Consider the following 25,598-nt stretch of genomic DNA (forward strand, 5'->3'; position numbering starts at 1 on the left):
GACATGCCGGGGAAAACGAACGGTCCCCCAACCCGCCGGCCCTGAGCCTGTCGAAGGGCAGCCCTCTTCTTCCGGGCACTACGCAAGACAGAAGTCAAAACTTGTTGTCCCTTGGAAAACCGTTGGGCGGCAACCGCCCGGCCGCACCGCGCGCCACCTTCCACGGCAGCAAGTCCTTTTCCACCCGCACGCGCCCGCTCTCGCCGCCCATCGTCCAGGTGAGGCCGTCCTCGAACTTCAGCGTGACGAGGTCGGCCATCCCGCCGTCCTTGTAGCGCTGCAACGTCACGCCCTGCCCCTTGGCTAGGATCGGCACTTCGGACAGCGCGAAGATCACCAGCTTGCGGTTGTCGCCGATCACCGCGACGTGGTCGTGCTCGGGCGCGATTTCGCGTACGTGGGTCAGCTTCACGCCCGGCTTGGTCGAAACCACGCCGCGCCCCTTTCGCGTTTCGGCAAGCAGTTCGTCCATTTCCGCCGTGAAGCCACGGCCTGTGTTGCTGGCGAGCAGCAGTTGGCCCTTTGCCTTCCACGGCAGAATGGCGACGATGTGCGCTTCGGGATCGATGTCGACCATCGTGCGGATCGGTTCGCCAAAGCCGCGCGCGCCGGGCAGCTTGTCGGCGCCCAGCGTGTAGAACCGCCCGTTGTCCGCTGCCACCAGCAGCTTGTCGGTGGTCTGCGCATGGAGTGCGAAGGCCGGGCCATCGCCTTCCTTGAACTTGAAGTCGCTGTCGAGCGGCACATGACCCTTGGCCGCGCGGATCCAGCCCTTGGCGGACAGGATCACCGTCACCGGCTCCTTCTCGATCATCGCGTCCATGTTGAACTCGCGCGTCGGCGCGGCTTCGGCAATGGTCGTGCGACGGCGGCCGAGCGCGGTTTCCGGCCCGTATTCCTTGCGCAGCGCGTTCAGATCGCGCTTCAGCCGCGTGCGCTGCCGCGCCGGGCTGTCGAGCAGCTTTTCCAGCTCCTCCTTCTCGGCCAGCAGCTCGTCACGCTCCTTGCGCAGCTCCATTTCCTCGAGCTTGCGCAAAGACCGCAGCCGCATGTTGAGGATCGCCTCGGCCTGCCGGTCGGTCAGGCCGAACTCGGCCATCATCACCGGCTTGGGCTCGTCCTCGGTGCGGATGATCTCGATGATCCGGTCGAGGTTGAGGAAGGCGATGATGTAGCCTTCGAGCAGCTCCAGCCGCGCGGCGATCTTCTCCAGCCGATGGCGCGACCGGCGCAGCAGGATGTCGATCTGGCTGATCACCCATTCCTGCAGCAGCAGCTTCAGCCCCAGCACGCCGGGCGTGCGGTGCGCGTCGAGCACGTTGAGGTTGAGGCCGAACCGCGTTTCCAGATCGGTCAGGCGATAGAGCGATTCCTTGAGCAGCTCGGGATCGACGTTGCGGCTCTTGGGCACCAGCACGATGCGGATCTGTTCGTCCGATTCATCGCGCACGTCTTCCAGGATCGGCAGCTTCTTGTCGGCGATCAGCGCGGCGATCTGTTCGATCAGCTTGCTCTTCTGCACCATGTAGGGGATTTCGCTGACCACGAGCTGCCATTGCCCGCTGCCCAGCTTTTCGATCCCCGTCTCTTCCCAGCTGCCGCCTTCTCCCTTTCCGGTGGAGAACCGCCCGCGAACCCGGATCGCGCCGCGCCCGGTTTCATAGGCGGCGGAGATCACCGCCGGGCTGTCCACCACCACGCCGCCGGTGGGCAGGTCGGGCCCATGGAACACCTGCATCAGCTGGGCATGTTCGACGGCGGGATTGTCGATCAGCAGCAGCGTCGCATCGACGATCTCGGCCACGTTGTGGCTGGGGATGTTGGTCGCCATGCCCACCGCGATCCCGCTGGCCCCGTTGGCGAGCAGGTTGGGGAACAGCCCCGGAAAGATTTCCGGCTCCTCGTCCTCGCCGTTGTAGGTCGGAACGAAATTGACGGTGCCTTCGTCGAGCCCCGCCATCAGCAGCATCGCCGTGCGCGTCAGCCGCGCCTCGGTGTAGCGGTAGGCGGCGGCGTTATCGCCATCGACGTTGCCGAAGTTGCCTTGGCCCTCGACCAGCGGGTAGCGCAGCGACCAATCCTGGGCGAGGCGCACCATCGCATCGTAGACCGAGGCATCGCCGTGCGGGTGGTACTTGCCGATCACGTCGCCCACCACGCGCGCCGATTTCTTGAACGCGTCGGTGGGGTTGAGCTTCAACTGGCGCATAGCCCAGAGCAGGCGACGGTGCACCGGCTTCAGCCCGTCGCGCAAGTCGGGCAGCGACCGCGCCGTGATCGTCGAAAGGGCGTAGACGAGGTAGCGCTCGGAAAGCGCGGAATCGAACGGCGCATCGACGATGGCGTCGAAGGGATCGGGCTCTGACGTGGTGCTGGCCATAGACGGAACGTCTTAGCAACGAGTTGGTCCGTGGGGAACCGAGGAACTGTCCCCCCCTCTGCTCATTATGGCGGGGCGAATCCCCCCTCCCTTTCCCCACGGAGTTTCAACAAGATGGCCAAGCGCGTGCTCATCATCGCCACCGACGGCTTCGAGCAGTCGGAACTTATCGAACCCAAGAAGCTGCTCGAAGCAGCAGGCTACAAGACGGTCGTCGCCAGCCCCAAGGTCGGCGAAATCAAGGGCTGGAACCACGGCGACTGGGGCCAGAGCGTTCCCGTCGACGCCGATCTCGACGACGTTTCGGCCGAGGATTTCGACGCGCTCATGCTGCCGGGCGGGCAGATGAACCCCGATATCCTGCGCATGGACGAACGCGCCGTCGCGCTGGTCGAGGAATTCGACGATCTCGGCAAGCCGATCGCGGCGATCTGCCACGGCCCCTGGCTGCTGGTGGAAGCCGACATCATCGATGGTCGCACCGTCACCGGCTGGCCCTCGATCCGCACCGATCTTGAAAATGCCGGTGCCGACGTGGTCGACGAAGAAGTCGCCATCGACGACAACCTCATCACAAGCCGCAAGCCCGACGACATCCCCGCCTTCGCCCAGGCGCTGATCGACGCGCTCGAAGCGCAGGAAGAAGAAGAGGAAGAGCTCGACGACGAGGACGAGGAAGAAGACGACGAAGTCGAAGAACTCTAAGGCCGTTCCAAGCCCCTCCTGCCACGCGGGAGGGGCTGTACCCTCAAGAGCCGTCATCCCGGCGGAGGCTGGGATCGCCGGCAGCTATGCCGAACCCGATACGCGCAGCCCTATTCTTGCCGATCAGCCCCGCTGCATGTCGTGTGCCTCTTCAGGCACGCGCACTTCCAGCCCGTCAAGCTCGGCGGTCAGCGAAATCTGGCAGGCAAGGCGGCTGGTGCGGGTGACCCCGGCGGCCAGGTCGAGCATGTCCTCCTCGTCCTCCACCGCGGGCTTCAGGCGGTCGAACCAATCGGGCGCCACGATCACGTGGCAGGTTGAACACGCCATCTGCCCCTCGCAGGTGCCTTCCAGCGGCAAACCGGCGTTCTGGCCGACTTCGAGCAGGCGCTGGCCGGCCTCGCCCGTCGTCTCGATGCGTGCGCCTTCCGCGTTCACGAACGTCACTCGTACCATCGGCTAGACTCCTTGCGCCCGCTCCGCGGCGTTTATCGCCACGGCGGCCCGTTCCAGCTCCTCTTCCCCCGTATATCGTCCGAACCCCAGCCGGATCGCGTTGCGCGCATCCTTGTCCGACAAGCCGATGGCGCGCAAGACATGGCTTGGCCTGCCAGAGCCGCTGGCGCAGGCCGAACCTGCCGAAATCGCCACGCTGCGGCATTCGGACAACAGTCGCGCCACGTCCAGCCCCGCGCGCCGGATGTTCAGGTTGCCGTGCCAGCGCTGCTCCTCGCTGCCGTTCAGCGTCCAGTCGGCGAACAGCGCGCGCGCCTTGGTCCACAGCCTTTCGACATGTTGTCCATCGCTTTCCCACCATGTTTTGCACAGGGCCGCCGCCGCGCCGAACCCTGCGCACAGCGCCGGAGACAGCGTACCCGATCTAAGGCCTCCCTCCTGCCCGCCGCCGTGGACCAGCGGTGCCAGATCCACCCCATCGCGCACCCACAGCGCGCCGATGCCCTTGGGGCCGTACATCTTGTGCGCCGAAACCGCGATCAGGTCGGCGCCCTCCGGCGCGACGATCTTGCCCGCGCCCTGCACCGCATCGCACAGGAACAGCGCGCCCATCGCCCGCGCCCGCGCCGCCAGCGCCTCTACCGGCTGGATCGTGCCGATCTCGTTGTTGACCTGCATCACCGCGACAAGGCCGGTGCCTTCGGGAATGGCCACGTCCGCCGCCACCAGTCCGCCCGCATCCACTGGCAGCAGCGCCACACCGGGATCGACGAAGCGCGCGGTATCGAGCACCGCCGCATGCTCGATCGCGGAGACGGCCAGCCGTTCGCGCGCCGATCCGACGATCGCCAGGTTGATCGCCTCGGTCGCGCCCGAGGTGAAGATCACCCGTCCGCCCGGCGGCAACAGCGCGGCGACCTGTTCGCGCGCCACTTCCACCGCCGCCGCCGCCCCGCGCCCGGCGCGATGCGAACTGTGCGGGTTGGCAAAGCCTGCGCCCTCCGGCCCGCCCAGCCAGGGCAGCATCGCCTCGCGCGCTTCGGGCGCCAGCGGCGTCGTCGCCTGGTAATCGAGGTAGATCATGCCGCAATCTCCCGCCATGCCGCCACGAAGGCGTCGATCTCGGCTGCGGTCGTCTCGCGCCCGATCGACACGCGGATCACTTCGCCCGCGCCCTCCACGCCCATCGCGGTCAGCACGTGGCTCGCCTTGAGCGATCCCGAAGAGCACGCGCTCCCCGCCGAAACGGAAAAGCCCATGCCGTCGAAGCGGATCAGCTGCGCATTGGCGGACCGCCCCGGCATGCGATAGGCGCCGATCGTCGGCAGGCGCGGCGATGCTGCGGCAATCACTTCACATCCACTCGCAACCAGCTGATCTTCCAGCGATTTGCGCAAGGTCGCGGCCTGTTCCATCCAGCCGCTGCCCGCGTCCAGCGCGGCGACCATCGCCAGCACGCCGGGCAGGTTCTCGGTGCCGGGGCGATAGCCGCGCTCCTGCCCGCCGGTGGGTTTCAGCATCGCCCAGTCCCTGACCAGCAGCGCGCCGACCCCGATCGGTCCGCCGAACTTGTGCGCCGACAGCGCGATCAGGTCCGCTTGGGGCAGCGCGATCTTGCCCGCGCCTTGCGCGCAATCGGCCAGCAGCCAGCCGCCACCTTCGCGCACGCTGGCGGCCAGCGCATCCAGCGGCTGGATCACCCCGGTCTCGTTGTTGACCTGCTGCACGGCGACCAGCCCGCCCGCTTCAGCCGCAGCGGCAAGGATTCCGCCCGCATCGACCGGCAGCCGCGCCACATCGCCCGCCAGCCGCAGTACGGCTTCATGCTCGACTTGAGATACCGCCACCAAGGGTTTGATCGAGCGCGATATCGCAATTCCCAGCGCCTCGCTCGCGCCGCTGGTGAACACCACTTCGCCGCTCCAGCCCAGCAGCGCCTTGATCCGCCCGCGCGCTTCTTCCAGCGCCGCGCGCGCCGCGCGGCCGGCCTTGTGCGGGCTCGATGGATTGGCCCAGATCCTGAAGCCATCGGCCATCGCCGCCTGCGCCTGGGGCAGCATCGGCGTGGTCGCGGCGTGGTCCAGATAAATCGGAGACAATGGCTGATCCCGGAAACATTGCTTTTGGAGCGCTCGTTTCTATATAGCGCTTGCTTCATTTCCCAAGCCCCGGCGCATCCTCGCCGGCGTGGCTTCCCAGCAAGGTTCACCAGGACACACGATGCCAGCCGTCATCTTCCCCGGTCCCGAAGGCCGTCTCGAAGGCCGTTTCCAGCCCGCTTCGCGTCCGCGCGCACCGGTTGCGATGATCCTCCACCCGCACCCGCAGGCGGGCGGCACGATGAACGATCGCATCACGCAGGCGCTCTACAAGACGTTCGTGGCGCGCGGCTTTGCCACGCTGCGCTTCAACTTCCGCGGCGTCGGCCGCAGCCAGGGCAGCTTCGACAACGGCATCGGCGAACTGTCCGATGCCGCCGCCGCGCTCGACTGGGTGCAGTCGATCCATCCCGAAGCCAGCACCACCTGGATCGCCGGCTATTCGTTCGGCGCGCTGATCGGCATGCAGCTGCTGATGCGCCGCCCGGAGATTCGCGGCTTCATCTCGGTCGCCCCGCCCGCCAACATGTACGACTTCAGCTTCCTCGCGCCGTGCCCGGCAAGCGGCATCATCGTGCAGGGTTCGGCCGATACGGTCGTCACGCCCAACGCGGTGCAGAAGCTGGTCGACAAGCTGCGCACGCAGAAGCACATCACCATCCACCACGACGAAGTGCCGCGCGCGAACCACTTCTTCGAAAACGAGATGGACGACATGATGCGCGCGGTCGACAACTACCTCGACATGCGCCTCTCGCCGGACTGCCCGATCAAGTGACAGGCGCGGGCAGCCGCGCGCCAACTGCGCGGCTGCCCCCGCCACGCCCACGCCCTCACCGTCATCCCAGCGAAGGCTGGGATCGCTGGCGTCCTTGCGGAACCGCTCCGCCAACCGGAAGCGATGCCAGCCTTCGCTGGCATGACGGTGACGACTATTTTCCGGCCGCTGCCTGCACCAGCGTACCGCCCTGCTGTGTCGGCAGGGTCCAGATCACCAGGTTGCCCAGCATGATCGCGGCCAGCACCAGCATCAGCACCGGCCGCTGCCGCTCGCCGCGCCGCCACAGGAACGCAGCGCCCACCAGCAGGGCGATCGAGGCGAGCATCAGCAGCGATAGAGCAGTGTCGAGCATCGTTTCGCGTTAGTCCGGCTAAAGGCTGCGGCGCAAGGCCGGAACCGCTCCCGCTCCCTGCCGGTTGCTCCTGCAAAACCACAGGAGCCTTATCGCCGTGAGCATTTTCTCCAAGATCATGGACGCCATCTCGTTCAAGGGCACCCGCCCCACCCAGACCGGCCAGCATCACGATGCCCCGGCGCAAGCCGCGCCCGTCCCCTCGGCCGCCGGCGCCGCGCCGCAGGCTGCCCCCGCCCCGGCCGTGCCGCCCGCCACCGCCGCCCCGGTGCTCCAGGATGTCGATGTCGAAGCCCAGCTCGCTCAGCTGGCGCAGGGCAAGAACCTCAACTGGCAAAGCTCGATCGTCGATCTGATGAAGCTCGTCGGGATCGATTCGAGCCTCGACAACCGCAAGGAACTCGCCCGCGAACTCGGCTATACCGGCGCGCTCGATGGCTCTGCCGAAATGAATATCTGGCTGCACAAGGCGACGATGCGCAAGCTTGCCGAAAACGGCGGCAAGGTTCCCGCCAGCATGACCGACTGAGCCAGCCGACAGCCCATTTGACAGGTGGCGCGCGCCCGGACAGGGTGCGCGCCATGGTTGCACCCGAAACGAACGCGCTCGCCCCGCTGCCCTCATCAGGCCACACCCTCTCCCGCCGCCAAGCGCTGGCGTCCCTCGCCGCCGGCAGCTCCGCCCTCGCTCTCAATGCCTGCGCGCCTGCCGCCTCCGGCATCATCGGTGCCCCGCCACTGCCCGCCACGGCCGAAGGCGCCAAGGCGTTGCTCGATGCGGTCGCCTGGAACATGCTCGCGCTCTCGCCCGAAGGCGCGACCAGCCTTGGCGTCGATACCAGCGCGCATGCCGACTTGCGCAGCCGCCTCACCGATCGCTCCGCCGCCGGCCAGCGCGCCATCGCCGCGCAAGTCCGCGCCGACCTCGCCCGCGTCGAAGCGTTTGACGCATCCGCGCTCGATCATTCCACCCGCACCAGCTTCGCGGTGATCCGCAGCGCCTACAAGACCGCGCTCGAAGGCTTCGCGCTCCCCTATGGCGATGTCGCGGTGGGCGGTTATCGCAACACGCCCTACGTCGTGATCCAGAACGTCGGCGCCTATCTCGACATTCCGCGCTTCCTCGATAGCGACCATCCGATCGACACCGCCGCCGATGCCGAAGCCTACCTCACTCGTCTCGCCGCCTACCCCGGCGTGCTCGACGGCGAAACGGAGCGCCTGAAAACCACCGCCGCGCAGGGTGTGATCGCGCCCGATTTCCTCATCGACAAGGCGTTGGTCCAGCTCAAGGCCTCGCTCGCCGGGGCGCAGAGCGGCGGCGGCCTGGTCGAATCCATCGCCCGCCGCACCAAGGCCAAGGGCATCCCCGGCGATTGGGAGGCCCGCGCCCGCACGCTCGCCACCGGCCCCGTGGTCGCGGCGCTCGGCCGCCAGGTCGCCGAACTCACCCGCCAGCGCGCCCTTGCCAAGTCCGACGCCGGCATGTGGGCGCGTCCCGGCGGTGATGCCTTCTATGCCTGGGCGCTCAAGGCCAGCACCACCACCACGCTTTCGCCCGAACAGATCCACCAGATCGGCCTCGATGAACTGAAGGCGCTCCACGCCCGCATGGACCCGATCCTGCGCTCGCTAGGCTATACGCAAGGGTCGGTCGGCCAGCGCATGACCGCGCTGGGCGATGATCCGCGCTTCGCCTTCCCCGACAACGACGAAGGCCGCGCCCAGATCATGGCCTTCATCCAGAAGCGCCTCGATTACATCCGCGCGCAGATGCCGCGCGCTTTCGGCAAGCTGACGCGCGGCAACGTCGAAGTGCGCCGCCTGCCGCCCGAGGAGGAGCCCGGCGCACCCGGCGCCTATGGCGGTCCCGGCTCGATCGACGGCAAGATTCCGGGGCGCATGTGGATCAACCTCGGCACGACGAAGCTGCACAACAAGTTCAGCCTGCCCACGCTCGTCCACCACGAAGCGATTCCCGGCCACGTGTGGCAGGGCGAATATGCGCAGACCCTGCCGCTGATCCGGTCGATGCTCGCCTTCAACGCCTATTCCGAAGGCTGGGCGCTCTATTCGGAAACGCTGGGCGATGAACTCGGCGCCTATGATGGCGATCCGGTCGGCCAGTTGGGCTACCTGCAATCCATCGCGTTCCGCGCCTGTCGCCTCGTCGTCGATACCGGCCTGCACGCCAAGCGCTGGACCCGCGAACAGGCGGTGAAATGGTTCGCCGAAACGAACGGCTCCAGCGTGGCCGAAGTGGCCCCCGAAGTCGATCGCTACTGCAGCTGGCCGGGCCAGGCCTGCGGCTACAAGATCGGCCACACCGAAATCCTGCGCCAGCGCACGCGGGCACAGACCGAACTGGGCAAGGCCTACGATTTGCGCAGCTTCGATGATGCGGTGGTCGGCGGCGGCAATGTGCCGCTCGATGTGCTGGCCGACAACATCACCGAATACATCCGCACGACCAGGGCCTGAAGGCCGCGCGGTTCAAGGCAGGGTGGGCGCGTGCGCCCACCCTCGCCCGTCCTTCAGGCGAAGACGTCCGAAGGCACCGGGTTTTTCGGGTCCGGACCGAAGCGGTTGGGCCCGCGCGTGCCTTCAAGGCACATCAGCACCAACAGCGCGAACCATCCCAGGAACGGGATGAACATCAGCAGCAGCAGCCAGCCCGTGCGGTCCTGGTCGTGCAACCGCCGCACCGACACGGCAAGGCTGGGGATCAGCGAGGCCAGCCAGAACAGCCCGCCCACCCAGTTGCCCGCGCCCACCAGCCGCGAACCATAGACGAACGTGCCCGCCCCGCGTTGCACCTCGTTGGTGCCGAACGCCGCGTTCAGCGCCACCAGCACCAGGAAGTAGAACAGCGCGAACATCCAGTACTCGCGCCGCCGCGACCGGCCGGAAAACTCGGCATAGCGGCGATAGGGCAGCAGCATCCAGTTCATGTCAGATCGTCCTTGCTGGGCAGGGCCACGGGCTTCACGAAAAGATCGAAACGCCGCCGGGGTCTTTCGGGTCCGGACCAAAACGGTTCGCCCCGCGCGTGCCTTCAAGGCACATGAACACCAGCACGATGATCCCGCCGACATAGGGCACGAAGCCCAGCAGCACCATCCAGCCTGACCGGTTCTGGTCGTGGAAGCGCCGCACCTGCACCGCGATCGATGGGATGAAGCTGCCGATGCCCCACACCGCCAGCAGCCCGACGCCAAGCCAGAACAGCCCGCCCGGCTGGCCGCTGCCGTCCACTTCGTTCTGCAGTCCGCCTGCGATCATCAGACCGCCGCAGACAAAGGCCACGATGAATGTGAGCAGCACGAACATCCAGTATTCCTTGCGCCGCGAACGCCCCGAAAAATCGGCATAGCGACGGTACGGCATCAGCATCCATTCCATAAGTCTGCCCCCCTTGGCCCGCATCCCGCGCAAGGCCAGCCGCCCGATTGAGCCATCAAACGCCGCTTTGCGCAAGCGGTTCGCGGTTCAGGGGCGCTTGATCGGTTCGAGCGGCGGCCGGTCCCATGCCGGTGCCGTCACCACCGTCGCGGATTCGCCGCCGACCGGCGCCGCCTCCCCGCCTGAAACGCGCAGCACCACGCCGCCCCAAGTCACGACGCCGGCGTAGGTGCTCGCCACCGCTGCCCCGTCCGCGCCGATCGCCGGCCGCAACTGCGCGCGCCGCAGCGCGAGCTTGCAGGTGAGCTGGCCGAGGCGCTCTTCGGCGGCTTCGTTCTGCACGTGGCACGATGTCGCCTGTCCCTGTTCGTCGACCATCAGGCGGAAGAACACCTGCCCGCTCTGGATGCCGCTGGCGCCGAACGACGGGAAATCCGCCGTGGTGAACCACCGCGTCCGATCGTTCACCGGTTGCGGCCGCGATTTCAGCCGCGATTGCCCCTCGGGATCGAGCCCCCAGCCGCGCACCATGTCCGCCCTGCACGCGCGCAACTGCTCGATCGGAGCCGCCATTGGCCCTGTGTCGAGCACGAACCGCTTTGTCCCGATGTCGATGGCCAGGGCGTGCTGCGCCTCGGCCTGTGCCGCGGTGACGGGGGGCAAGACCTCGTTCATGTCCGCCACCCGGCCCAGCAGGTCCGACCCGCCGATCATCCATCCTCCCAACGACCGGCGGTTGTACGGCGTGCTCCCCCAAGCCGCAGCGATCCGCGGCGTCGGCTTGCCATCGGGCAGAAAGCGGAAGGAGGCGACGCTCACGCCATGCATGTTGCCAAAAGCGTCCACTTCGAACCACTCGCCCGCGCCGTACGACGTCAGGCGCAGGCGCACGAATGTCTTGCCGGCACCGAAATCGCGCAACAGCACGCACCGCTCAGGCGCGGCGGTCAGGCTCCAGTCGGTAGTGGCTGGCACAGGCGCGGGCGGCGCCCCGGCCAGCGCCGGACTTGCCGTCGTCAGCAGCGCCGCGGCCATCGCCGCCATCGAAGTTGCCCAGGTGCGGATCGTTAAGTGCATCGGCCATGACCTAGCAAAGCCCCCGTCATTGCCAAGACGGTTCCCCCTGCCCCAGCGGACAGCCGCACCCGAACCGCCTTTCGCGCGTTATGCGATGCGCAACAGGAGGCCCGCAGATGCCATCGAAGATCACCGCCGAAGACGAAAAGTGGATGCGCATGGCGATCGATATCGCCCGGTCGAAGGGCTCCGACCCGTCGACTTCGCCGCTCGGCTGCGTGATCGTGCGCGATGGCGCGGTGCTGGGGGCCGAACGCAACCAGACGCAGGAACTGCCCGATGCCACCGCCCACGCCGAGATGATGGCGATTCGCCGCGCCTGCGAAGGGATCGGCGACATGGAACTGCGCGGCGCGACGCTCTATTCCACGCTGCAGCCGTGCGGCATGTGCACGATGGCCTCGATCTGGTCCAAGGTCGGCCGCGTCGTCTACGGCGCCGGGCGCGGCGACGTGCACCGCATGTATTTCGAGGACCGCCACATCAACACGCTCGATTTCATCGCCGATGCCTATCGCGACGATATCGAGATCACCGGCGGCTGCCTCGCCGCCGAATGCGCCACGCTCTACTACGGCCCGAACGACGACGTGCCGGAAGAGGAACAGGGAAATATCTGACCCCCAACGTCACCCCCGCGCAAGGCCGGGGTGACGTGGGAAGCGATCGATCAGAACCGGTACCGCACCGTGCCGCCCCAGGTGCGCGGCTGGTTGGTGTAGCCGCTGATCGAGTAGGGCTGCGCCGGGCTGTCGAAGGCGTTCAGCAGGTAGCGGTTGTTGGTGATGTTGCGGCCCCACAGCGTCAGTTCCAGACCCATCGCCATGGCATAGGTGATCGAGGCGTTGGCCTCGCTCACTTCGCGGCGATAGGGGCGCGCGGCGTTGATCGCGGCGGCAACGCCCAGGTCGAGGAACGCGGGCATGCCTTCCACGATCTGCGACGGGCTTTCGTAGTGATAGTCGCCCAGCACGATCAGGTGGTCGCCGCCCGGCAGCGCGAAGTCCTTCTGCGCCGCGAACGTGGTCGACAGCGACGGGATGCCCGCCGGGTCCGTGCCCGAAAGATCGCCCACCGCCGAAAGCTTGAAGCTGTCGTAGCGCGCATCGAGGTAGGTGAACGATACCGAGAACAGCCACCCCTGCGCCGGCTTCACCGTGCCTTCGAACTCGATGCCCTTGACCGTTTCCTTGCCCGCATTGGCCAGCACGAAGCCGCTGCCGGTGAACACGTTCGACTGGAAGCCTTCGATCGATTGCTGGAACAGCGCGATGTTCGCGGTGGCGACCTTCCAGTCCGCCTTCAGCCCGATTTCATAGACCTTCGAATATTCCGGCCCCGCAAAGCGCGAACCATAGGTCTGATTCACCACCTGGATGCCGGCGCTTTCGATCGCGTTCTGGTCCGCCCCGCTCGGCCGGCTGTCGCGCGACAGGTTGATCGAGCTGGCCTTGAAGCCGGTTGCATAGCTTGCGTAGAGGTTGATCTCGTCGGTCACGTCGAAGGCGACGCGCGCCGTCCAGCTCACCTTGCTGTCGCGCGTCTTGCCCGGCTCCACCGCGTTGGGCACGTTCAGGAACGCGGGCAGGTACTGCAGCTTGGTCAGCCCCAGCAGCGGCGCGGTGGTGCGCTGCGCGGCGGTGTTGATCTGCGCGAAGGCCGCCGGGTTGGCGGCAGCAAAGCCCTGCACCTGCGCTGCCGAAGCCAGCGGCACGCCGAAGAAGGTCTGGCCGATGTACTGCGCGATGCCAAAGTTCGCCGCGGCGGTGCGCAGCGAGGCGATGTTCAGCTGCGCGAACACGTCGCTGGTCTGCACGTCGGTCGAAAAGCGCTTCTTGTCGCGGGTGTAGTTCACCCCGCCGGTCAGCGTCACGCGGTCACCGATCTTGAAATCGGCCTGCCCGAACAGCGAAATCGCATCGTTCTTCAGGCGATAGCGTTCGTCCAGCCCCTGCCCGTCGGCGAAGAACCGGCCGATGTAGTTCCGGCCCGAAAGCCCGCTGAACAGCGTCTCCAGCCCATTGAGCGTGATCGCGTTGCTGCTGATCCCGCGCACCAGCACGTCGGCATAGCCGCGCGCGTCCGCACCCCACTTCAACGCGTTGGCCTGGTCGATCTTCTCGTTGAAGTAGTACGCGCCCGCCAGGAAGTTCAGCGGCCCTTCGATGTTGGTGGCAACGCGCAGTTCCTGCGTGAAGGTGTCGATCTTCGTGTCGTTGGCAAACGTGCCGATCAGGTCCGCGCTGGTGAAGTCGGCATCGGTGTCCGACTTGTTCTTGCCCTTGCGGTACGAGGTGATCGACGTGAACGTCAGCGGGCCGAAGTCATAGTCGACCTGGCCCGACACGCCATAATTGCGGATGTCGTTGGTGGGCTTGTAGCTGGAATAGACCTTGTCGTCATAGATCGCGCTGGGATCGTTCACCTGCCCGCCCAGCAGCGCGATCGCGCCCGTCGCGCTCGAACGGCGCAGGTTCACCGTCGCGCAGCACAGCTCGTTGATCCGCGAATAATCGCCGATCACGCGCACGCGCAGGCCCGTGGTAGGCTCGGCATAGATCTGCCCGCGCACGAACCAGCGGTTGCGGTCGTTGATGTCGGTTTCGGTGCCCAGATCCTTCACATAGCCGTCGCGGCGGTTGTACCCGCCCGCCAGGCTCACCGCGACCTTGTCGCTGATCGGGCCAGTCACCACGCCCTTGGCCACCACGGCATTATAGTTGCCATAGCTCAGCTCGCCGCTGCCGCCGAAGGTGAAACTCGGTCTGGCCGTCACGATCGAGACCACGCCCGCGCTGGCGTTCTTGCCGAACAGCGTCGATTGCGGCCCGCGCAGCACTTCGATGCGCGACACGTCGGGGAAATCGCCGATCTGCGCGGACGAACGCGAACGGTACACGCCGTCGATGAACACGCCGACCGAAGGTTCGATGCCGGGGTTGTTGGCGCCGTTGCCGAAGCCGCGGATGAAGAAGTTGGTGTTCGCGCTCGATTGCAGCTGGCGCACCTGCAGCGACGGCACCAGGCTCGAAAGGTCCTTGATGTCGCGGATCTGCGCCTGCTCGATGGTCTTGCCGCTGGTCACGCTGACCGCGATCGGCACGTTCTGCAGCGTCTGCTCGCGCTTGGTGGCGGTCACGATGATCTGGTCGCTGTCGCCCGCCGCCGCATCCCGGGCGGGCTGGGCTTCTTCGGTCGCCGGCTGCGCCATTTCCTCAACCTGATCGGTTCCTGGCGCGGCGGTCGTGGCATCTTGCGCAAAGGCGATGCCCGGCAACGCGAAGGCAGCGCCAGCAAGCAGCAGCGCGCGCGGCGCAATCGAAACGGCGGTCATTATGGTATGCTTCCCCTGTTCTTTGTATGCACGTGGGGAGGCACCGGCGTTCGGCCTTTCCGGCCTGAACGCGCCAACCGCCACGAACCTTCGCCCTAGCCGCAGCCATGGGGCGAAACAATCCGCACTGCGACGGAGCGATCGCGGCGGTCCGGCCCTAGTTGCCACAAAGGCACAGATCGGGACACCGGCCTGCCGCTCCAGCCTTGCCGCAGCGCACAATTACGTGTAGGCGCGCGCCCGTATCGCCCCGCATTCCAGGCTTTGCCTTGCGCTTGGGGCACCGACCCGATTCTCAACCGAAAGCACACCATGTCGTTGCCCCTGCGCAATATCGCGATCATCGCCCACGTCGACCATGGCAAGACCACGCTGGTCGACCAGCTCTTCCGTCAGTCCGGCACGTTCCGCGACAACCAGCGCGTTGAAGAGCGCGCGATGGATTCGAACGACCTCGAAAAGGAACGCGGGATCACCATCCTTGCGAAGCCCACGTCGATCGAATGGAACGGCATCCGCATCAACATCGTCGACACCCCCGGCCACGCTGACTTCGGTGGCGAGGTGGAGCGCATCCTCAGCATGGTCGACGGCGTGATCCTGCTGGTCGACAGCTCCGAAGGCGCGATGCCGCAGACCAAGTTCGTCACCGGCAAGGCGCTCGCGCTCGGCCTGCGTCCGATCGTGGTGGTCAACAAGGTCGACCGTCCCGACGAACGCATCCAGGAAGTGCTCGACGAAGTGTTCGACCTCTTCGTCACGCTCGATGCCAACGACGAACAGCTCGAATTCCCGGTGCTCTACGCTTCGGGCCGCAACGGCTACGCCAGCACCGATCCCGATCGCCGCGAAGGCACGCTCGAACCGATGTTCCAGCTGATCGTCGATCACGTGCCCCCGCCCAGCCTCGATGCCGACGCACCGTTCAGCTTCCTCGCCACGCTGCTCGATCGCGACAACTTCCTCGGCCGCGTGCTCACCGGCCGCGTCCAGTCGGGCGTGATCCGCGTCAACGATCCGATCCGCGCGCTCGACATGGATGGCAAGATCATCGAAACCGGCCGTGCGTCGAAGATCATGACCTTCCGCGGCCTCGACCGCGTGCCGGTCGATGAAGCCCGCGCAGGCGACATCATCTCGATCGCCGGGATGACCATCGCCACCGTGTCGAACACCATCGCCGCGCCGGAAGTCACCGTGCCGATCAAGGCCCAGCCGATCGACCCGCCGACCCTGTCGATGCGCTTTGCGGTGAACGATTCGCCCATGGCCGGCCGCGAAGGCAGCAAGGTCACCAGCCGCATGATCCGTGATCGTCTGGAGCGCGAAGCCGAGTCCAACGTCGCCATCCGCATCACCGAAAGCGCCGACAAGGACAGCTTCGAAGTCGCCGGCCGTGGCGAACTCCAGCTCGGCGTGCTGATCGAAACGATGCGCCGCGAAGGCTTCGAACTCGGCATCAGCCGCCCGCGCGTGCTGTTCCAGAAGGACGAGGACGGCAACCTGCTCGAACCGTACGAAACCGTCATGATCGACGTGGACGACGAACACTCGGGCACCGTCGTCGACAAGATGGCCATCCGCAAGGCGGAACTGACCGACATGCGCCCCTCGGGCGGCGGCAAGACCCGCATCACCTTCTCGGCTCCCTCGCGCGGCCTCATCGGCTACCACGGCGAATTCCTGTCGGACACGCGCGGCACCGGCATCATGAACCGCCTGTTTGAAAAGTACGGCCCCCACAAGGGCAAGATCGAAGGCCGCAAGAACGGCGTGCTGATCTCGAACGGCACCGGCGAAGCCGTCGCCTACGCCCTCGGCCCCCTTGAAGAGCGCGGCATCCTCTTCGTCGGCGTCGGCACCCCGCTGTACGAAGGCATGATCATCGGCGAAAACGCCAAGCCCGAAGACCTCGAAGTCAACCCGATGAAGTCCAAGCAGCTGACGAACTTCCGTTCGAGCGGCAAGGACGATGCCATCCGCCTGACCCCGCCCAAGATCATGACGCTCGAACAGGCCATCGCCTACATCGACGATGATGAAATGGTCGAAGTCACGCCCAAGTCGATCCGCCTGCGCAAGGCGATCCTCGATCCGAACGAGCGCAAGAAGGCCTCGCGGAAGAAGGAAGCGGCCTGAAACAGCGAAAGGGCGGTCCCAACGGGCCGCCCTTTTTCTTATCCCCTGCCCCGCGCCCGTTCAGCGCGCGCCGTCAACGCCGCTGCTACGCGTCAACCAGGTGGGCCAGCTCGCACGTCAGCGACCATTCCACGCCCGTCGGCGCGAACGACATGCACGTCTCGCCGCGCAACGATCGCTGCGTCAGCTTGCCGATCAGCGCGGAACCGAACCCGGTCCGTTCCGGCGCCGTCACTCCGGGGCCGCCGATCTCGCGCCAGGTCATGCGCAACTCCGGGCCCTTTGCACCGTCCTCGATGCGCCAGGCGATGTCCACCCGCCCCGTATCGACCGACAGCGCGCCGTATTTCACCGCGTTCGTCCCCAGCTCGTGCAGCGCCAGGCCCAGCGCCTGCGCCGCCGCCGGTCCCATCGACACGGACGGCCCCTGGATCGCGATCTGCGTGCCCGCTGTGCCGCCGAACGGCTGCATCTGCGCCGTCACCAGATCGGCCAGGTCGACCTGCGCCCATTCCCCTTGCACGAACAGGTCGTGCGACAGGGCAAGGCCCCGCATCCGTTCCTCGAAGCCCCCCACGAAGTCGTCCGGCCTCGATCGCTGGCTCTGCTTCAGGATCGCCTGCACGACCGCCAGCACGTTCTTGGTGCGATGCGCCGCCTCGCGTCGCAGCGTGCGTTCGAACTCCTCGCGCTCACGCCGCTCGGTCACGTCCCGCACGATGCTCTGCAGCCGTCCGTCCGGCAATTGCCCGCCGACCAGCTCGCCCACGAAGGTCGATCCGTCCTTGCGCAGGAAAAGCCATTCGCTGCGATGGATCTCCATGTCCGCCATTTCGGCCACGACCGCATCGAGCCGCGCCAGTTCGCCGGGATCGACGACGTCGACCAGCGTCAGCGTGCGGAATTCCTCCAGCGTGTAGCCCATCATGCGGCAGCCCGCCGGGTTGACCTCGAGATAGCGCCCCTGCGCATCGGCGACGAACACGCCATCGCCCAGCGCCTCGAAAATGTCGCGCAACTGGATTGAAGCCTGCACGAACCCCCCAGATTTTTCGCCACTTGCTGACAGCTGGCAATGGCTTGGCGCTCAAGCTGTGCCCAGAACGCAGGGTACCGGCGTCTCTTCAACGCGTCTCTGCCCGATCGGTTCCCGCAGGAACACACGTCCGTGCGCGCATTCATAATGCGTTCTGGAACCGGATAGGACAAGGAAGCGTATTCGGGCAAACCAACAGGGGACCACCTGCCATGACCATCACCACCCGGCTCGCCACCGCCGCGCTTTCCGGCCTGCTCCTCGCCGCGACGCCCACCGCGCCCGCCGCCGCACAGGCCCAGCCGCAATACCAGCCGCGCGCCACCACCCAGACCCAGAAGCCCACAGCTCTGCCCATCACCGCGGCAGACCGGCAGGAAGGCGCCAAGGCCCACCGCCAGCTGCTGGCCGAATACGGCGGCCCCTATTCCGGCCCGCAGGTCCCCTATATCGAATCCATCGGCAAGAACATCGCCGTCCAGTCCGGCCTCGGCAGCGCGAAGACCGACTTCACCGTCACCATGCTCAACTCACCCGTAGAGAACGCCTTCGCCAACCCCGGCGGCTACATCTACCTCACCCGCCAGCTCGCCGCGCTCGCCAACAACGAGGCGGAGCTCGCCGCCGTGCTCGGCCACGAAGTCGGCCACGTCGCCGCGCGCCATTCGGCCAAGCGGCAGAGCGCGGCGCAGCGCAACTCGATCATCGGCGCGATCGGCTCGATCCTCAGCGGCGTGGTGCTGGGCAACACGGGCCTTGGCCAGCTCGGCCAGCAGCTGTTCTCCAGCGGCTCGCAGCTGCTCACGCTCAAGTTCTCCCGCGCGCAGGAAAGCGAGGCCGACCAGCTCGCCGTCACTTACCTCAAGCGCGCCGGCTACGATCCCACTGCGCTCGGCGCCATCCTCCAGCGCCTCGCCGCGCAGAACGCGCTCGATGCGCAGCTCCAGGGCACCAGCGACAGCACCCCCACCTGGGCCTCCACCCACCCCGAGCCCGCCGCCCGCGTCCGCACTGCCCTCGCGCTGGCAGGCCAGGCGCGCGGCATCACCAACCGCGATGCCTACCTCACCCGCATCGACGGCCTGATGTACGGAGACGATCCGCGCCAGGGCATGGTCGAAGGCCGCACCTTCACCCACCCCGAAATGAAGCTGACCTTCACCGCGCCCGCCGGATCGTTCCTCGCCAACGGCACGCAGGCCGTGTCCATCGGCGGCCAGAACGGGCAAGGCCAGTTCACCTCGGCCCCCTTCTCGGGCGATCTCGATACGTACGTGCGCGCCGTCTTCGGCAAGCTCAGTTCGCAAGCCCAGCTCGCCCCCACCCAGATCGAGCGCACCACCGTCAACGGCATCCCCGCCGCCTATGGCCAGGCCCGCGTCACCACCAGCGACGGCCCGGTCGACGTCACCGTCTTCGCCTACGCCTTCGCGCAAGGCCAGGCCTACCACTTCGTCACCATTGCGCCTGCCGGACGCGGCGGCGCCTTCGATCCGATGTACCGCTCGCTGCGCCGCATCTCCACCACCGAAGCGAGCCAGATCCGCCCCCGCCGCCTGCGCATCGTCACCGTCAAGGCCGGCGACACCATCCGCACCCTCGCCGCCCGCATGGCCTACACCGACGCGCCGCTGCAACGCTTCCTCGTCCTCAACGGCCTCACCGAAACCACCCGCCTCCCCACCGGCACCAAGGTCAAACTCGTCACCTACTGAGCGGAGAAAGGTATCGAGGCGTCCAATACCTCCCCCAACGGGGGAGGGGGACCGCCCGCGCAGCGGGTGGTGGAGGGGTAGCGCGCCAAAGCACCCCCACCATCACCACACCAACCCGCAAAGCGCGCGGCGGAGGGGCAGCGCCACAACGCCACCACAACCCCACCGCCCGAACGACACCCCCAACCCGACGCCTCAGCCCGGCAAGGCAACAAGCAAAAAGGCCAAATGCGAGGGCCATCGCCCTCGCGCTCGCGCTCGCACTCTCGCGTCTTCAATTCAGCAGATATTGACGCCAAACTTAATGCCATTACGTCTTCACCGCTGTTGCAGGAACAACGCGGTGCAATCGTAATGCCAGTCTATTTGAAAAGCCTATCCTTAGAAAACTATCGCGGAATCGGCGAACAACAGCTGATGACCAAATTCCAGAACTTTAACTTTTTTATCGGACCCAACAACTCAGGAAAATCTATAATACTCAATTTTATTAGTAACTATATCCCCCTAAGAAAGGGCTCAAGTAGATCACAAAACTGGGAAGAAATACGAGGCCTTGAGACACATGGAGGAATTTATGGGGGGGCAGTACAAGTTAGGATTGGCTTTCCTACTGGAGAAATTTTGCAAAAATTCTTCGAGAGGCATCCTTACTTGGATGTCGGAAGATTCCAAGACACTATAATTTCTACATTTAACGCCATATCTCACGAACAACATTTATGGCTAGACTGCTCCTTGCCATTTATAGGCCGTCATTTTGAAATATTATATAATATAGATCATTTATTCGGATTAAATCCAGCTCATATTTGGTCCGAAATTCATAATCTTATAAGAACAAACGGTCAGTCTATTTCCTCACCATATGACAATTCTCATCAAGATATTCGGAATAACAAGATACCGGACATAATTTCGAGAATTAAGTCATGCATGGAAATCGACAACCTACCCGAGACTCAGCTCATTCCAGCGATACGGCAAATCGGACCAACCGGCGCTCGCTTTGCCGATTTCAGTGGCGCCGGGCTCATCGACCAACTTGCGCTCATACAAAACCCAGATCACAATCACCAACAAGATCGAGATTTATTTGACAAAATAAATACATTTTTACAATCAGTTACTGATCGACACGACGCCAGGATAGAAATCCCCAATTCAAAAGCCCATGTACTTGTTCGTATGGACGGAAGGGTACTTCCCCTACACTCTCTAGGAACTGGGATTCAAGAAGTAGTTATGATTGCAGCTTTTTGCACGATAGCTCAAGAACAAATAATATGTGTTGAAGAGCCAGAACTTCACCTTCATCCTCTTCTTCAGAGGAAACTGATTAGGTATTTAAAAGAAAATACAAACAATCAATACTTTATTGCCACTCACTCTGCTGCATTTATTGATACTCCAGGCGCAGAAATTTTTCATGTGAAGCAAGAATTGGGCTTAACTAAGATAAAATCCGCCAGCCTAAACAAAGATCTTCATGCTATTTGCGCAGACCTTGGGCATCGTGCGTCTGACATTATTCAATCCAATGCAGTCCTGTGGGTTGAAGGACCATCCGATAGGATTTATCTAAAGCATTGGATTAGCCTATTAAATCCCAATTTATTGGAAGGTATTCATTATTCTGTCATGTTTTACGGCGGGAGGTTGCTAAGCCATCTTTCTGGCGATGACGATGATGATGTTCATGAATTTATACAACTTCGTGCATTGAACCGTAATCTCGCCGTTATGATTGATAGTGACAAGCGAACAGCGCGAACGCCGCTTAATCCAACGAAAACACGGCTTTCAGATGAGTTTGCAAGACAGGGCGGCATTGCGTGGATTACTAAGGGCAGAGAAGTGGAAAACTACATTGATTTCGACCTCTTGCAAGCAGCTGTGAAGGCTGTGCATAGCGCCACGTATCAAGGTCCAGTTAGTGGTACGCAGTACGACCATGCGCTTTATTACAAGCGGAAAGCTAAGAAGGGAGTCGCAATTGAAGGCGATACTCTATCTATCGAAACTAACGTAGATAAGGTTAAAGTAGCACGCCATGTTGTAATGAGCGGCGATGTAACGCTTAACCCACTTGACCTAAGAAAGCGCATCAGAGAGATAGTTACTATGATCGAAAACGCGAACTCTTAATCTGTATAAACGCATGAATGGGAGCAAAATACTTAATAATAATCACTAAAAGTTTAGAGGAAAGTTGTGAACGTGGCCCTCTTTGAATCATCAACGCGCGGCCACTTTAATTCACGCCAAATTCGCGTTTGGAAGACAGAGTTTTAGCGAAATTTTGTCCTTCTGTCGCATCGTGGGAGGACTGCAGATTTCAGGTGGAGCTGACGCTGGCGCTATGAACGCAACGCCTTACACGAACATTGCTAATACCCCCCATTTCCTACACACCCCCACCTGCGGTAGTCCTCGGCCCCTTTTTGTTCTTGTGGGACTCGCCTCATGGACCAGACGAACGCCGCCGCTTCCGCGCCTTCCGCTTCCTGCCGCAGCTTCACCCTTGCGCGCCGCGTGCGCTTCCTGTCGGAACTGGCCGGGCATGGCCATGTGCGCAAGGCCTGCGCACAGGTCGGGGTTTCGCCGCAGGCGGCCTACATGGCGCGGCGGCGCGATGCGTCGTTTGCCGCCGGGTGGGATGCGGCGATGGTGCTGGGGCTGGAACAGGCCGAACAGGTGCTCGCCGCCCACGCAACCGAAGGCTATCGCGAACAGATCTGGTATCGGGGTGAGGTCGTGGGCGAACGCATCCGCTTCGATGCGCGGCTCCAGCTGGCCTGGCTCGCCCGGCTCGATGCCCGCGCCGCCAATCCCGCCGCGCACCAGCTGGCGGGGCGCTTCGACGATTACCTTGCCGCGCTGCTCGATGGCGATCTCGATCCGGAAAAGCCTTTCCCCACTCGCGATGAGGCGATGGACCAGGCCGCGAGCGCGGTGAACGAGGACTTCCCCGGCCATGTCGAGGATCTCGACGAAGCCGTGGTCCAGCGCATCCTGTCCGATCCCGCCCACGATCCCGATGCGCTGGAGGAGCGCGACATCGTCGACATCGCCTTTGAAGAGGCGACGCACGCCGCCCGCGAAGAAGCCAGCGCCCTATGGCACGAAGACCGCGCCGACCGCCTCGCCCGCCTCGACGCGGTGCTCGAAGCGCCGGATGACGATGATGATGATGTTGATGCAGAAGTAACCGTCATCCCAGCGAAGGCTGGGATCGCCCTCCTCCAGGCACCCAGGCCGCTCTCCCCCGAGCCCCTGGAGGCCCAGGAAACCGGGCACAAAACCGCCTTCCCCCCGCTCGAATTCAAGTCGCATGAACACTGTCAACTTCGTCAACTTGGGCGCCCGTCGCACCCTTCGCGAGGGTTGGCTGGCGCAGCGCCCTACCGCCCCTCGCCTGCGACGAAGCGTGATCGGCGCCCTCGCCTATTAACAAACATTTAAGCCGGGGTTCAGCGCTGCGTGTCATAGTGTGTCCAGTTCGCTCCGGCCCCTGCGCGCCTTTGCCCGCAGGCATCGCCGGCGCCACGGAGAGACGTTATGAACCTTGTGAAGAAGGGCGCCCTTGCGCTCGGCCTCGCTGCCTCGGCGCTCACCGCAGCCGCTCCGGCGCAGGCGCGTGACTACTACCGCCACGGCGGCGGCGGCGATGATGCCGCGATCGCCATCGGCGCGGGCATCATCGGCCTTGCCGTCGGCGCGGCCATCGCGTCGGACCACCGCGATCGCGATGGGTACTATTACCGCGATGGGTACTACTACCCCCGCGCCTATCGCGGCGGCGGGTACTATTACAACTACAACTACAACGCCTATCCGGCCTATCGCGGCTATGATCGCTATCGCGATTACGACCGCTATCGCCGCTATGATCACTATCGCGGCGGCTGGGGCCATGATCGCGACCGGGATGGCTGGCGCGATCACCGTCGCGGCTGGTAAGGCCTGACGGACGGTTGAAGAAGGGCGGCGGCGGGAAAGCGCCTGCCGCCGCCCTCTCGCCAAGTTGCACAAGCGGGTCTATGGCACGCGCGATGGACCCGATCCCAGAATCCAACACGTCGGCCGCGCCCCTTTCCGGCCTGCGCGTCGCGCTGTTCAGCGGCAACTACAACGTCACCGTCGATGGCGCCAACCGCGCGCTCAACCGGCTGGTCGGCTATCTCCTGCGCCAGGGCGCGCAGGTCCGGGTCTATGCCCCCACGGTCGCCAATCCGGCGTTCGAGCCCACCGGCGATCTCGTTTCGGTGCCCTCGTTCGCCATTCCCGGCCGCGCCGAATACCGCCTGCCCAGCGCGCTCTCGCCCCGCGTCCGCCGCGATCTCGCCGCCTTCGCGCCGCAGGTCGTCCACGTTTCCTCGCCCGATATCGCCGCGCACCGCGCCGTCAGCTGGGCCCGCCGCCGCGGCCTGCCGATCCTTGCCTCGGTGCACACCCGGTTCGATACCTACCCGCGCTATTACAACATGGCCTGGCTCGAACCCGCCCTCACCGCCCTGCTCCGCCGGTTCTACCGCCGCTGCGATGCGCTGGTCGCCCCGTCGGAAAGCTTCGCCCAGGTCCTGCGCGATCAGCGCATGAACTACGATATCGACATCTGGTCGCGCGGCGTCGATCGCGACGTGTTCAACCCCGGCCGCCGCGATCTTTCCTGGCGGCGCAGCTTGGGGCTTGCCGACGATGACGTGGTGATCGGCTTCCTCGGCCGGCTGGTGATGGAAAAGGGGCTCGACGTCTTTTCCGACGCGATCGACCAGCTTTCCCGCCGCGGCATCGCGCACAAGGTGCTGGTGATCGGCGAAGGCCCTGCCCGCGACTGGTTCACCGCGCGCCTGCCCGATGCGGTGTTCGCCGGGTTTCAGGGCGGTGCCGATCTCGGCCGGGCGGTGGCCAGCATGGACGTGCTGTTCAACCCCTCGATCACCGAGACGTTCGGCAACGTGACGCTGGAAGCGATGGCCTGCGGCGTTCCCGTCGTCGCCGCCGCCGCCACCGGCAGCCAGAGCCTGGTCGACGATCACATCTCGGGCCGCCTGATCACGCCGGGCGCGGTGCGCCAGTTCGCCGAGGCGCTGCGCTGCTATGTCGAGGACGCGGACCTGCGCACCGCGCACGGCGCCGCGGGCGAAGCGCGCAGCCTGGAATTCAGCTGGGACCGCATCAACCAGGCGGTGGCCGACACCTACCTGCGGCTGATCCGGCAGAAGAAGCAGCGGATGGCGGGCGGCTGAAGGCTTTCAGCCTAGCACTCCTTCGCGCTTCATCCGCATCGCGTAGATCAGGAAGAAGGCGAGCGCGCCCCAGATCGTTACCACGATCGCCGCGGGCGGATCCTGCGGCGGGTGCAGCCAGAGCATCTGCGCGCCCTGGCTGACGGCCAAGCCGAGCAGCGAGAGCGCGAAGGCCGGCACCGCCAGCCTCGAGCGGGCGAGCAGCAGGATCGAGCCTGCGAGCGAGCCCCACACGCCCAGCGCCCAGAACGCGGTGAGCCAGGCCGGGAACGCCGCCATGTAGGCCACCATGTCCGGCCCCAGCCCCATCTCCGCGAAATAGGTGTCGGGCGACAGCTTGCTCATCACGTAGTCGTAGCAGCCGAACGCGTTCCACAAGAGGCCGATCGTACCGATGGCCCAGAGGTGCCACGGCGCGGAAGGGCGGGTTTCGGCAGGTGCAGTGCTGGCCATCGCAGGTCTCCCCCCGTGCGACAATGCGCCGAAGATACGCCTGTCGGGCCAGCGGCGCAACCGAGCGTGCAATGGGGCTCAGGCGTCGACCCATTCGAACGGCAGCGGCGCTTCGCGGAAGGCGAAGCGGTCGACGTGGCGGGCGACCGCACCCTTGAGCCCGTCGCGCTGGCCCGGTTCGCTGGCTTCGATCCGGCAGACGAGCACGTCGGGTTCGGCATCGAAGGTGACGACGGCATCGCCCGCCCAGCTGGCGCCGCGCGCATCGCGGGGGAACGTCACCTTGCCGTGCTGCGCATCGAATTCGACGGCAAGGTTGTGGGCCCAGTGCTTGCAAAGCTGCTGGAGATAGCGCGAGCCGCTGGCGGTGGGCACGCGGGCCGTGCTGGCAAAAGTGGACGTGGTATCGGTCATGTC

At 65.0% G+C, this 25,598-nt stretch carries 23 protein-coding genes; 11 read left to right on the plus strand and 12 right to left on the minus strand.

The window, feature by feature from the left end:
- Positions 1 to 94: 94 nt before the first annotated feature.
- Positions 95 to 2,380 (minus strand): DNA topoisomerase IV subunit A, encoded by a 2,286-nt coding sequence (gene parC / locus AACH40_RS11085; protein ID WP_338642462.1) that lies wholly within the window; start codon positions 2,378 to 2,380, stop codon positions 95 to 97.
- 114 nt (positions 2,381 to 2,494) lie between these two features.
- Here parC and AACH40_RS11090 point away from each other — a divergent pair, with 114 nt between their 5' ends.
- Positions 2,495 to 3,085: a type 1 glutamine amidotransferase domain-containing protein gene (locus tag AACH40_RS11090; RefSeq protein WP_169493177.1), complete on the plus strand. Its 591-nt coding sequence runs from the start codon at positions 2,495 to 2,497 to the stop codon at positions 3,083 to 3,085.
- A gap of 123 nt (positions 3,086 to 3,208) precedes the next feature.
- Here AACH40_RS11090 and AACH40_RS11095 read toward each other — a convergent pair whose 3' ends face one another.
- The 3 genes from AACH40_RS11095 to AACH40_RS11105 are packed head-to-tail and all read right to left on the minus strand — an operon-like array spanning position 3,209 to position 5,601.
- Positions 3,209 to 3,541, minus strand: coding sequence for a 2Fe-2S iron-sulfur cluster-binding protein (locus tag AACH40_RS11095; RefSeq protein ID WP_338642463.1), 333 nt, complete (start codon positions 3,539 to 3,541; stop codon positions 3,209 to 3,211).
- A gap of 3 nt (positions 3,542 to 3,544) precedes the next feature.
- On the minus strand, positions 3,545 to 4,624 hold the full coding sequence (locus AACH40_RS11100; RefSeq protein WP_338642464.1) for a cysteine desulfurase family protein: 1,080 nt from the start codon (positions 4,622 to 4,624) through the stop codon (positions 3,545 to 3,547).
- Positions 4,621 to 5,601: a cysteine desulfurase family protein gene (locus AACH40_RS11105; protein ID WP_338646051.1), complete on the minus strand. Its 981-nt coding sequence runs from the start codon at positions 5,599 to 5,601 to the stop codon at positions 4,621 to 4,623. The genes AACH40_RS11100 and AACH40_RS11105 overlap by 4 nt, the downstream gene beginning before the upstream one ends.
- Positions 5,602 to 5,761: 160 nt before the next feature.
- On the opposite strand from AACH40_RS11105, the gene AACH40_RS11110 reads away from it, so the two are divergent.
- Positions 5,762 to 6,418, plus strand: a complete 657-nt coding sequence (locus tag AACH40_RS11110) for an alpha/beta hydrolase (protein WP_169493181.1) — start codon at positions 5,762 to 5,764, stop codon at positions 6,416 to 6,418.
- 154 nt (positions 6,419 to 6,572) lie between these two features.
- Here the strand turns inward: AACH40_RS11110 and AACH40_RS11115 are convergent, their stop codons facing one another.
- A complete protein-coding gene (locus tag AACH40_RS11115; protein ID WP_338642465.1) occupies positions 6,573 to 6,773 on the minus strand; it encodes a hypothetical protein in 201 nt (66 codons plus the stop codon).
- A gap of 97 nt (positions 6,774 to 6,870) precedes the next feature.
- Between AACH40_RS11115 and AACH40_RS11120 the strand changes: the two genes are divergently transcribed.
- Positions 6,871 to 7,302: a DUF3597 domain-containing protein gene (locus tag AACH40_RS11120; RefSeq protein ID WP_338642466.1), complete on the plus strand. Its 432-nt coding sequence runs from the start codon at positions 6,871 to 6,873 to the stop codon at positions 7,300 to 7,302.
- Positions 7,303 to 7,355: 53 nt separating this feature from the next.
- Positions 7,356 to 9,254 (plus strand): DUF885 domain-containing protein, encoded by a 1,899-nt coding sequence (locus tag AACH40_RS11125; protein ID WP_338642467.1) that lies wholly within the window; start codon positions 7,356 to 7,358, stop codon positions 9,252 to 9,254.
- Between the two features lie 53 nt (positions 9,255 to 9,307).
- Here AACH40_RS11125 and AACH40_RS11130 read toward each other — a convergent pair whose 3' ends face one another.
- The 3 genes from AACH40_RS11130 to AACH40_RS11140 form a co-directional block, all read right to left on the minus strand.
- On the minus strand, positions 9,308 to 9,724 hold the full coding sequence (locus AACH40_RS11130) for a DUF805 domain-containing protein (RefSeq protein ID WP_169493184.1): 417 nt from the start codon (positions 9,722 to 9,724) through the stop codon (positions 9,308 to 9,310).
- A gap of 34 nt (positions 9,725 to 9,758) precedes the next feature.
- Positions 9,759 to 10,175, minus strand: a complete 417-nt coding sequence (locus AACH40_RS11135) for a DUF805 domain-containing protein (protein ID WP_338642468.1) — start codon at positions 10,173 to 10,175, stop codon at positions 9,759 to 9,761.
- 87 nt (positions 10,176 to 10,262) lie between these two features.
- Positions 10,263 to 11,252 (minus strand): hypothetical protein, encoded by a 990-nt coding sequence (locus AACH40_RS11140; RefSeq protein ID WP_338642469.1) that lies wholly within the window; start codon positions 11,250 to 11,252, stop codon positions 10,263 to 10,265.
- Positions 11,253 to 11,368: 116 nt separating this feature from the next.
- On the opposite strand from AACH40_RS11140, the gene AACH40_RS11145 reads away from it, so the two are divergent.
- On the plus strand, positions 11,369 to 11,872 hold the full coding sequence (locus AACH40_RS11145; protein ID WP_338642470.1) for a nucleoside deaminase: 504 nt from the start codon (positions 11,369 to 11,371) through the stop codon (positions 11,870 to 11,872).
- A 50-nt stretch (positions 11,873 to 11,922) separates the two neighbouring features.
- On the opposite strand, the gene AACH40_RS11150 is transcribed toward AACH40_RS11145, so the two are convergent.
- Positions 11,923 to 14,586, minus strand: a complete 2,664-nt coding sequence (locus AACH40_RS11150; RefSeq protein WP_338642471.1) for a TonB-dependent receptor — start codon at positions 14,584 to 14,586, stop codon at positions 11,923 to 11,925.
- Between the two features lie 318 nt (positions 14,587 to 14,904).
- Between AACH40_RS11150 and typA the strand changes: the two genes are divergently transcribed.
- Positions 14,905 to 16,725 carry a translational GTPase TypA gene (typA, locus tag AACH40_RS11155; protein ID WP_169493292.1) on the plus strand — a complete coding sequence of 607 codons (1,821 nt, stop codon included), beginning with the start codon at positions 14,905 to 14,907 and terminating at the stop codon, positions 16,723 to 16,725.
- 85 nt (positions 16,726 to 16,810) lie between these two features.
- Here typA and AACH40_RS11160 read toward each other — a convergent pair whose 3' ends face one another.
- Positions 16,811 to 17,761 carry an HWE histidine kinase domain-containing protein gene (locus tag AACH40_RS11160; RefSeq protein ID WP_338642472.1) on the minus strand — a complete coding sequence of 317 codons (951 nt, stop codon included), beginning with the start codon at positions 17,759 to 17,761 and terminating at the stop codon, positions 16,811 to 16,813.
- Positions 17,762 to 17,973: 212 nt separating this feature from the next.
- On the opposite strand from AACH40_RS11160, the gene AACH40_RS11165 reads away from it, so the two are divergent.
- The 5 genes from AACH40_RS11165 (at position 17,974) to AACH40_RS11185 (ending at position 24,728) form a co-directional block, all read left to right on the plus strand.
- Positions 17,974 to 19,476, plus strand: coding sequence for a M48 family metalloprotease (locus AACH40_RS11165; protein ID WP_338642473.1), 1,503 nt, complete (start codon positions 17,974 to 17,976; stop codon positions 19,474 to 19,476).
- A 228-nt stretch (positions 19,477 to 19,704) separates the two neighbouring features.
- On the plus strand, positions 19,705 to 21,624 hold the full coding sequence (locus tag AACH40_RS11170; protein WP_338642474.1) for an AAA family ATPase: 1,920 nt from the start codon (positions 19,705 to 19,707) through the stop codon (positions 21,622 to 21,624).
- Between the two features lie 318 nt (positions 21,625 to 21,942).
- On the plus strand, positions 21,943 to 22,941 hold the full coding sequence (locus AACH40_RS11175; RefSeq protein ID WP_169493193.1) for a hypothetical protein: 999 nt from the start codon (positions 21,943 to 21,945) through the stop codon (positions 22,939 to 22,941).
- 96 nt (positions 22,942 to 23,037) lie between these two features.
- Positions 23,038 to 23,439, plus strand: coding sequence for a hypothetical protein (locus tag AACH40_RS11180; protein WP_169493194.1), 402 nt, complete (start codon positions 23,038 to 23,040; stop codon positions 23,437 to 23,439).
- Between the two features lie 92 nt (positions 23,440 to 23,531).
- Positions 23,532 to 24,728: a glycosyltransferase family 1 protein gene (locus AACH40_RS11185; RefSeq protein ID WP_338642475.1), complete on the plus strand. Its 1,197-nt coding sequence runs from the start codon at positions 23,532 to 23,534 to the stop codon at positions 24,726 to 24,728.
- Positions 24,729 to 24,734: 6 nt separating this feature from the next.
- On the opposite strand, the gene AACH40_RS11190 is transcribed toward AACH40_RS11185, so the two are convergent.
- Together AACH40_RS11190 and AACH40_RS11195 are read right to left on the minus strand one after the other, a co-directional pair.
- On the minus strand, positions 24,735 to 25,181 hold the full coding sequence (locus tag AACH40_RS11190) for a hypothetical protein (RefSeq protein ID WP_169493196.1): 447 nt from the start codon (positions 25,179 to 25,181) through the stop codon (positions 24,735 to 24,737).
- Positions 25,182 to 25,259: 78 nt separating this feature from the next.
- Positions 25,260 to 25,595: a DUF2218 domain-containing protein gene (locus tag AACH40_RS11195; RefSeq protein ID WP_169493197.1), complete on the minus strand. Its 336-nt coding sequence runs from the start codon at positions 25,593 to 25,595 to the stop codon at positions 25,260 to 25,262.
- Positions 25,596 to 25,598: the final 3 nt, after the last annotated feature.

Origin of the sequence: Novosphingobium olei (assembly GCF_037076535.1) — a bacterium.
GTDB classification, from domain to species: domain Bacteria; phylum Pseudomonadota; class Alphaproteobacteria; order Sphingomonadales; family Sphingomonadaceae; genus Novosphingobium; species Novosphingobium olei.

What these genes read in the sequence shown, in the direction of transcription:
- parC (WP_338642462.1), bottom strand. Translation starts at nt 2,380, where the DNA reads ATGGCCAGCACCACGTCAGAGCCCGATCCCTTCGACGCCATCGTCGAT.
- AACH40_RS11090 (WP_169493177.1), top strand. Translation starts at nt 2,495, where the DNA reads ATGGCCAAGCGCGTGCTCATCATCGCCACCGACGGCTTCGAGCAGTCG.
- AACH40_RS11095 (WP_338642463.1), bottom strand. Translation starts at nt 3,541, where the DNA reads ATGGTACGAGTGACGTTCGTGAACGCGGAAGGCGCACGCATCGAGACG.
- AACH40_RS11100 (WP_338642464.1), bottom strand. Translation starts at nt 4,624, where the DNA reads ATGATCTACCTCGATTACCAGGCGACGACGCCGCTGGCGCCCGAAGCG.
- AACH40_RS11105 (WP_338646051.1), bottom strand. Translation starts at nt 5,601, where the DNA reads ATGCTGCCCCAGGCGCAGGCGGCGATGGCCGATGGCTTCAGGATCTGG.
- AACH40_RS11110 (WP_169493181.1), top strand. Translation starts at nt 5,762, where the DNA reads ATGCCAGCCGTCATCTTCCCCGGTCCCGAAGGCCGTCTCGAAGGCCGT.
- AACH40_RS11115 (WP_338642465.1), bottom strand. Translation starts at nt 6,773, where the DNA reads ATGCTCGACACTGCTCTATCGCTGCTGATGCTCGCCTCGATCGCCCTG.
- AACH40_RS11125 (WP_338642467.1), top strand. Translation starts at nt 7,356, where the DNA reads ATGGTTGCACCCGAAACGAACGCGCTCGCCCCGCTGCCCTCATCAGGC.
- AACH40_RS11130 (WP_169493184.1), bottom strand. Translation starts at nt 9,724, where the DNA reads ATGAACTGGATGCTGCTGCCCTATCGCCGCTATGCCGAGTTTTCCGGC.
- AACH40_RS11135 (WP_338642468.1), bottom strand. Translation starts at nt 10,175, where the DNA reads ATGGAATGGATGCTGATGCCGTACCGTCGCTATGCCGATTTTTCGGGG.
- AACH40_RS11140 (WP_338642469.1), bottom strand. Translation starts at nt 11,252, where the DNA reads ATGCACTTAACGATCCGCACCTGGGCAACTTCGATGGCGGCGATGGCC.
- AACH40_RS11145 (WP_338642470.1), top strand. Translation starts at nt 11,369, where the DNA reads ATGCCATCGAAGATCACCGCCGAAGACGAAAAGTGGATGCGCATGGCG.
- AACH40_RS11150 (WP_338642471.1), bottom strand. Translation starts at nt 14,586, where the DNA reads ATGACCGCCGTTTCGATTGCGCCGCGCGCGCTGCTGCTTGCTGGCGCT.
- AACH40_RS11165 (WP_338642473.1), top strand. Translation starts at nt 17,974, where the DNA reads ATGACCATCACCACCCGGCTCGCCACCGCCGCGCTTTCCGGCCTGCTC.
- AACH40_RS11170 (WP_338642474.1), top strand. Translation starts at nt 19,705, where the DNA reads ATGCGAGGGCCATCGCCCTCGCGCTCGCGCTCGCACTCTCGCGTCTTC.
- AACH40_RS11175 (WP_169493193.1), top strand. Translation starts at nt 21,943, where the DNA reads ATGGACCAGACGAACGCCGCCGCTTCCGCGCCTTCCGCTTCCTGCCGC.
- AACH40_RS11180 (WP_169493194.1), top strand. Translation starts at nt 23,038, where the DNA reads ATGAACCTTGTGAAGAAGGGCGCCCTTGCGCTCGGCCTCGCTGCCTCG.
- AACH40_RS11185 (WP_338642475.1), top strand. Translation starts at nt 23,532, where the DNA reads ATGGACCCGATCCCAGAATCCAACACGTCGGCCGCGCCCCTTTCCGGC.
- AACH40_RS11190 (WP_169493196.1), bottom strand. Translation starts at nt 25,181, where the DNA reads ATGGCCAGCACTGCACCTGCCGAAACCCGCCCTTCCGCGCCGTGGCAC.
- AACH40_RS11195 (WP_169493197.1), bottom strand. Translation starts at nt 25,595, where the DNA reads ATGACCGATACCACGTCCACTTTTGCCAGCACGGCCCGCGTGCCCACC.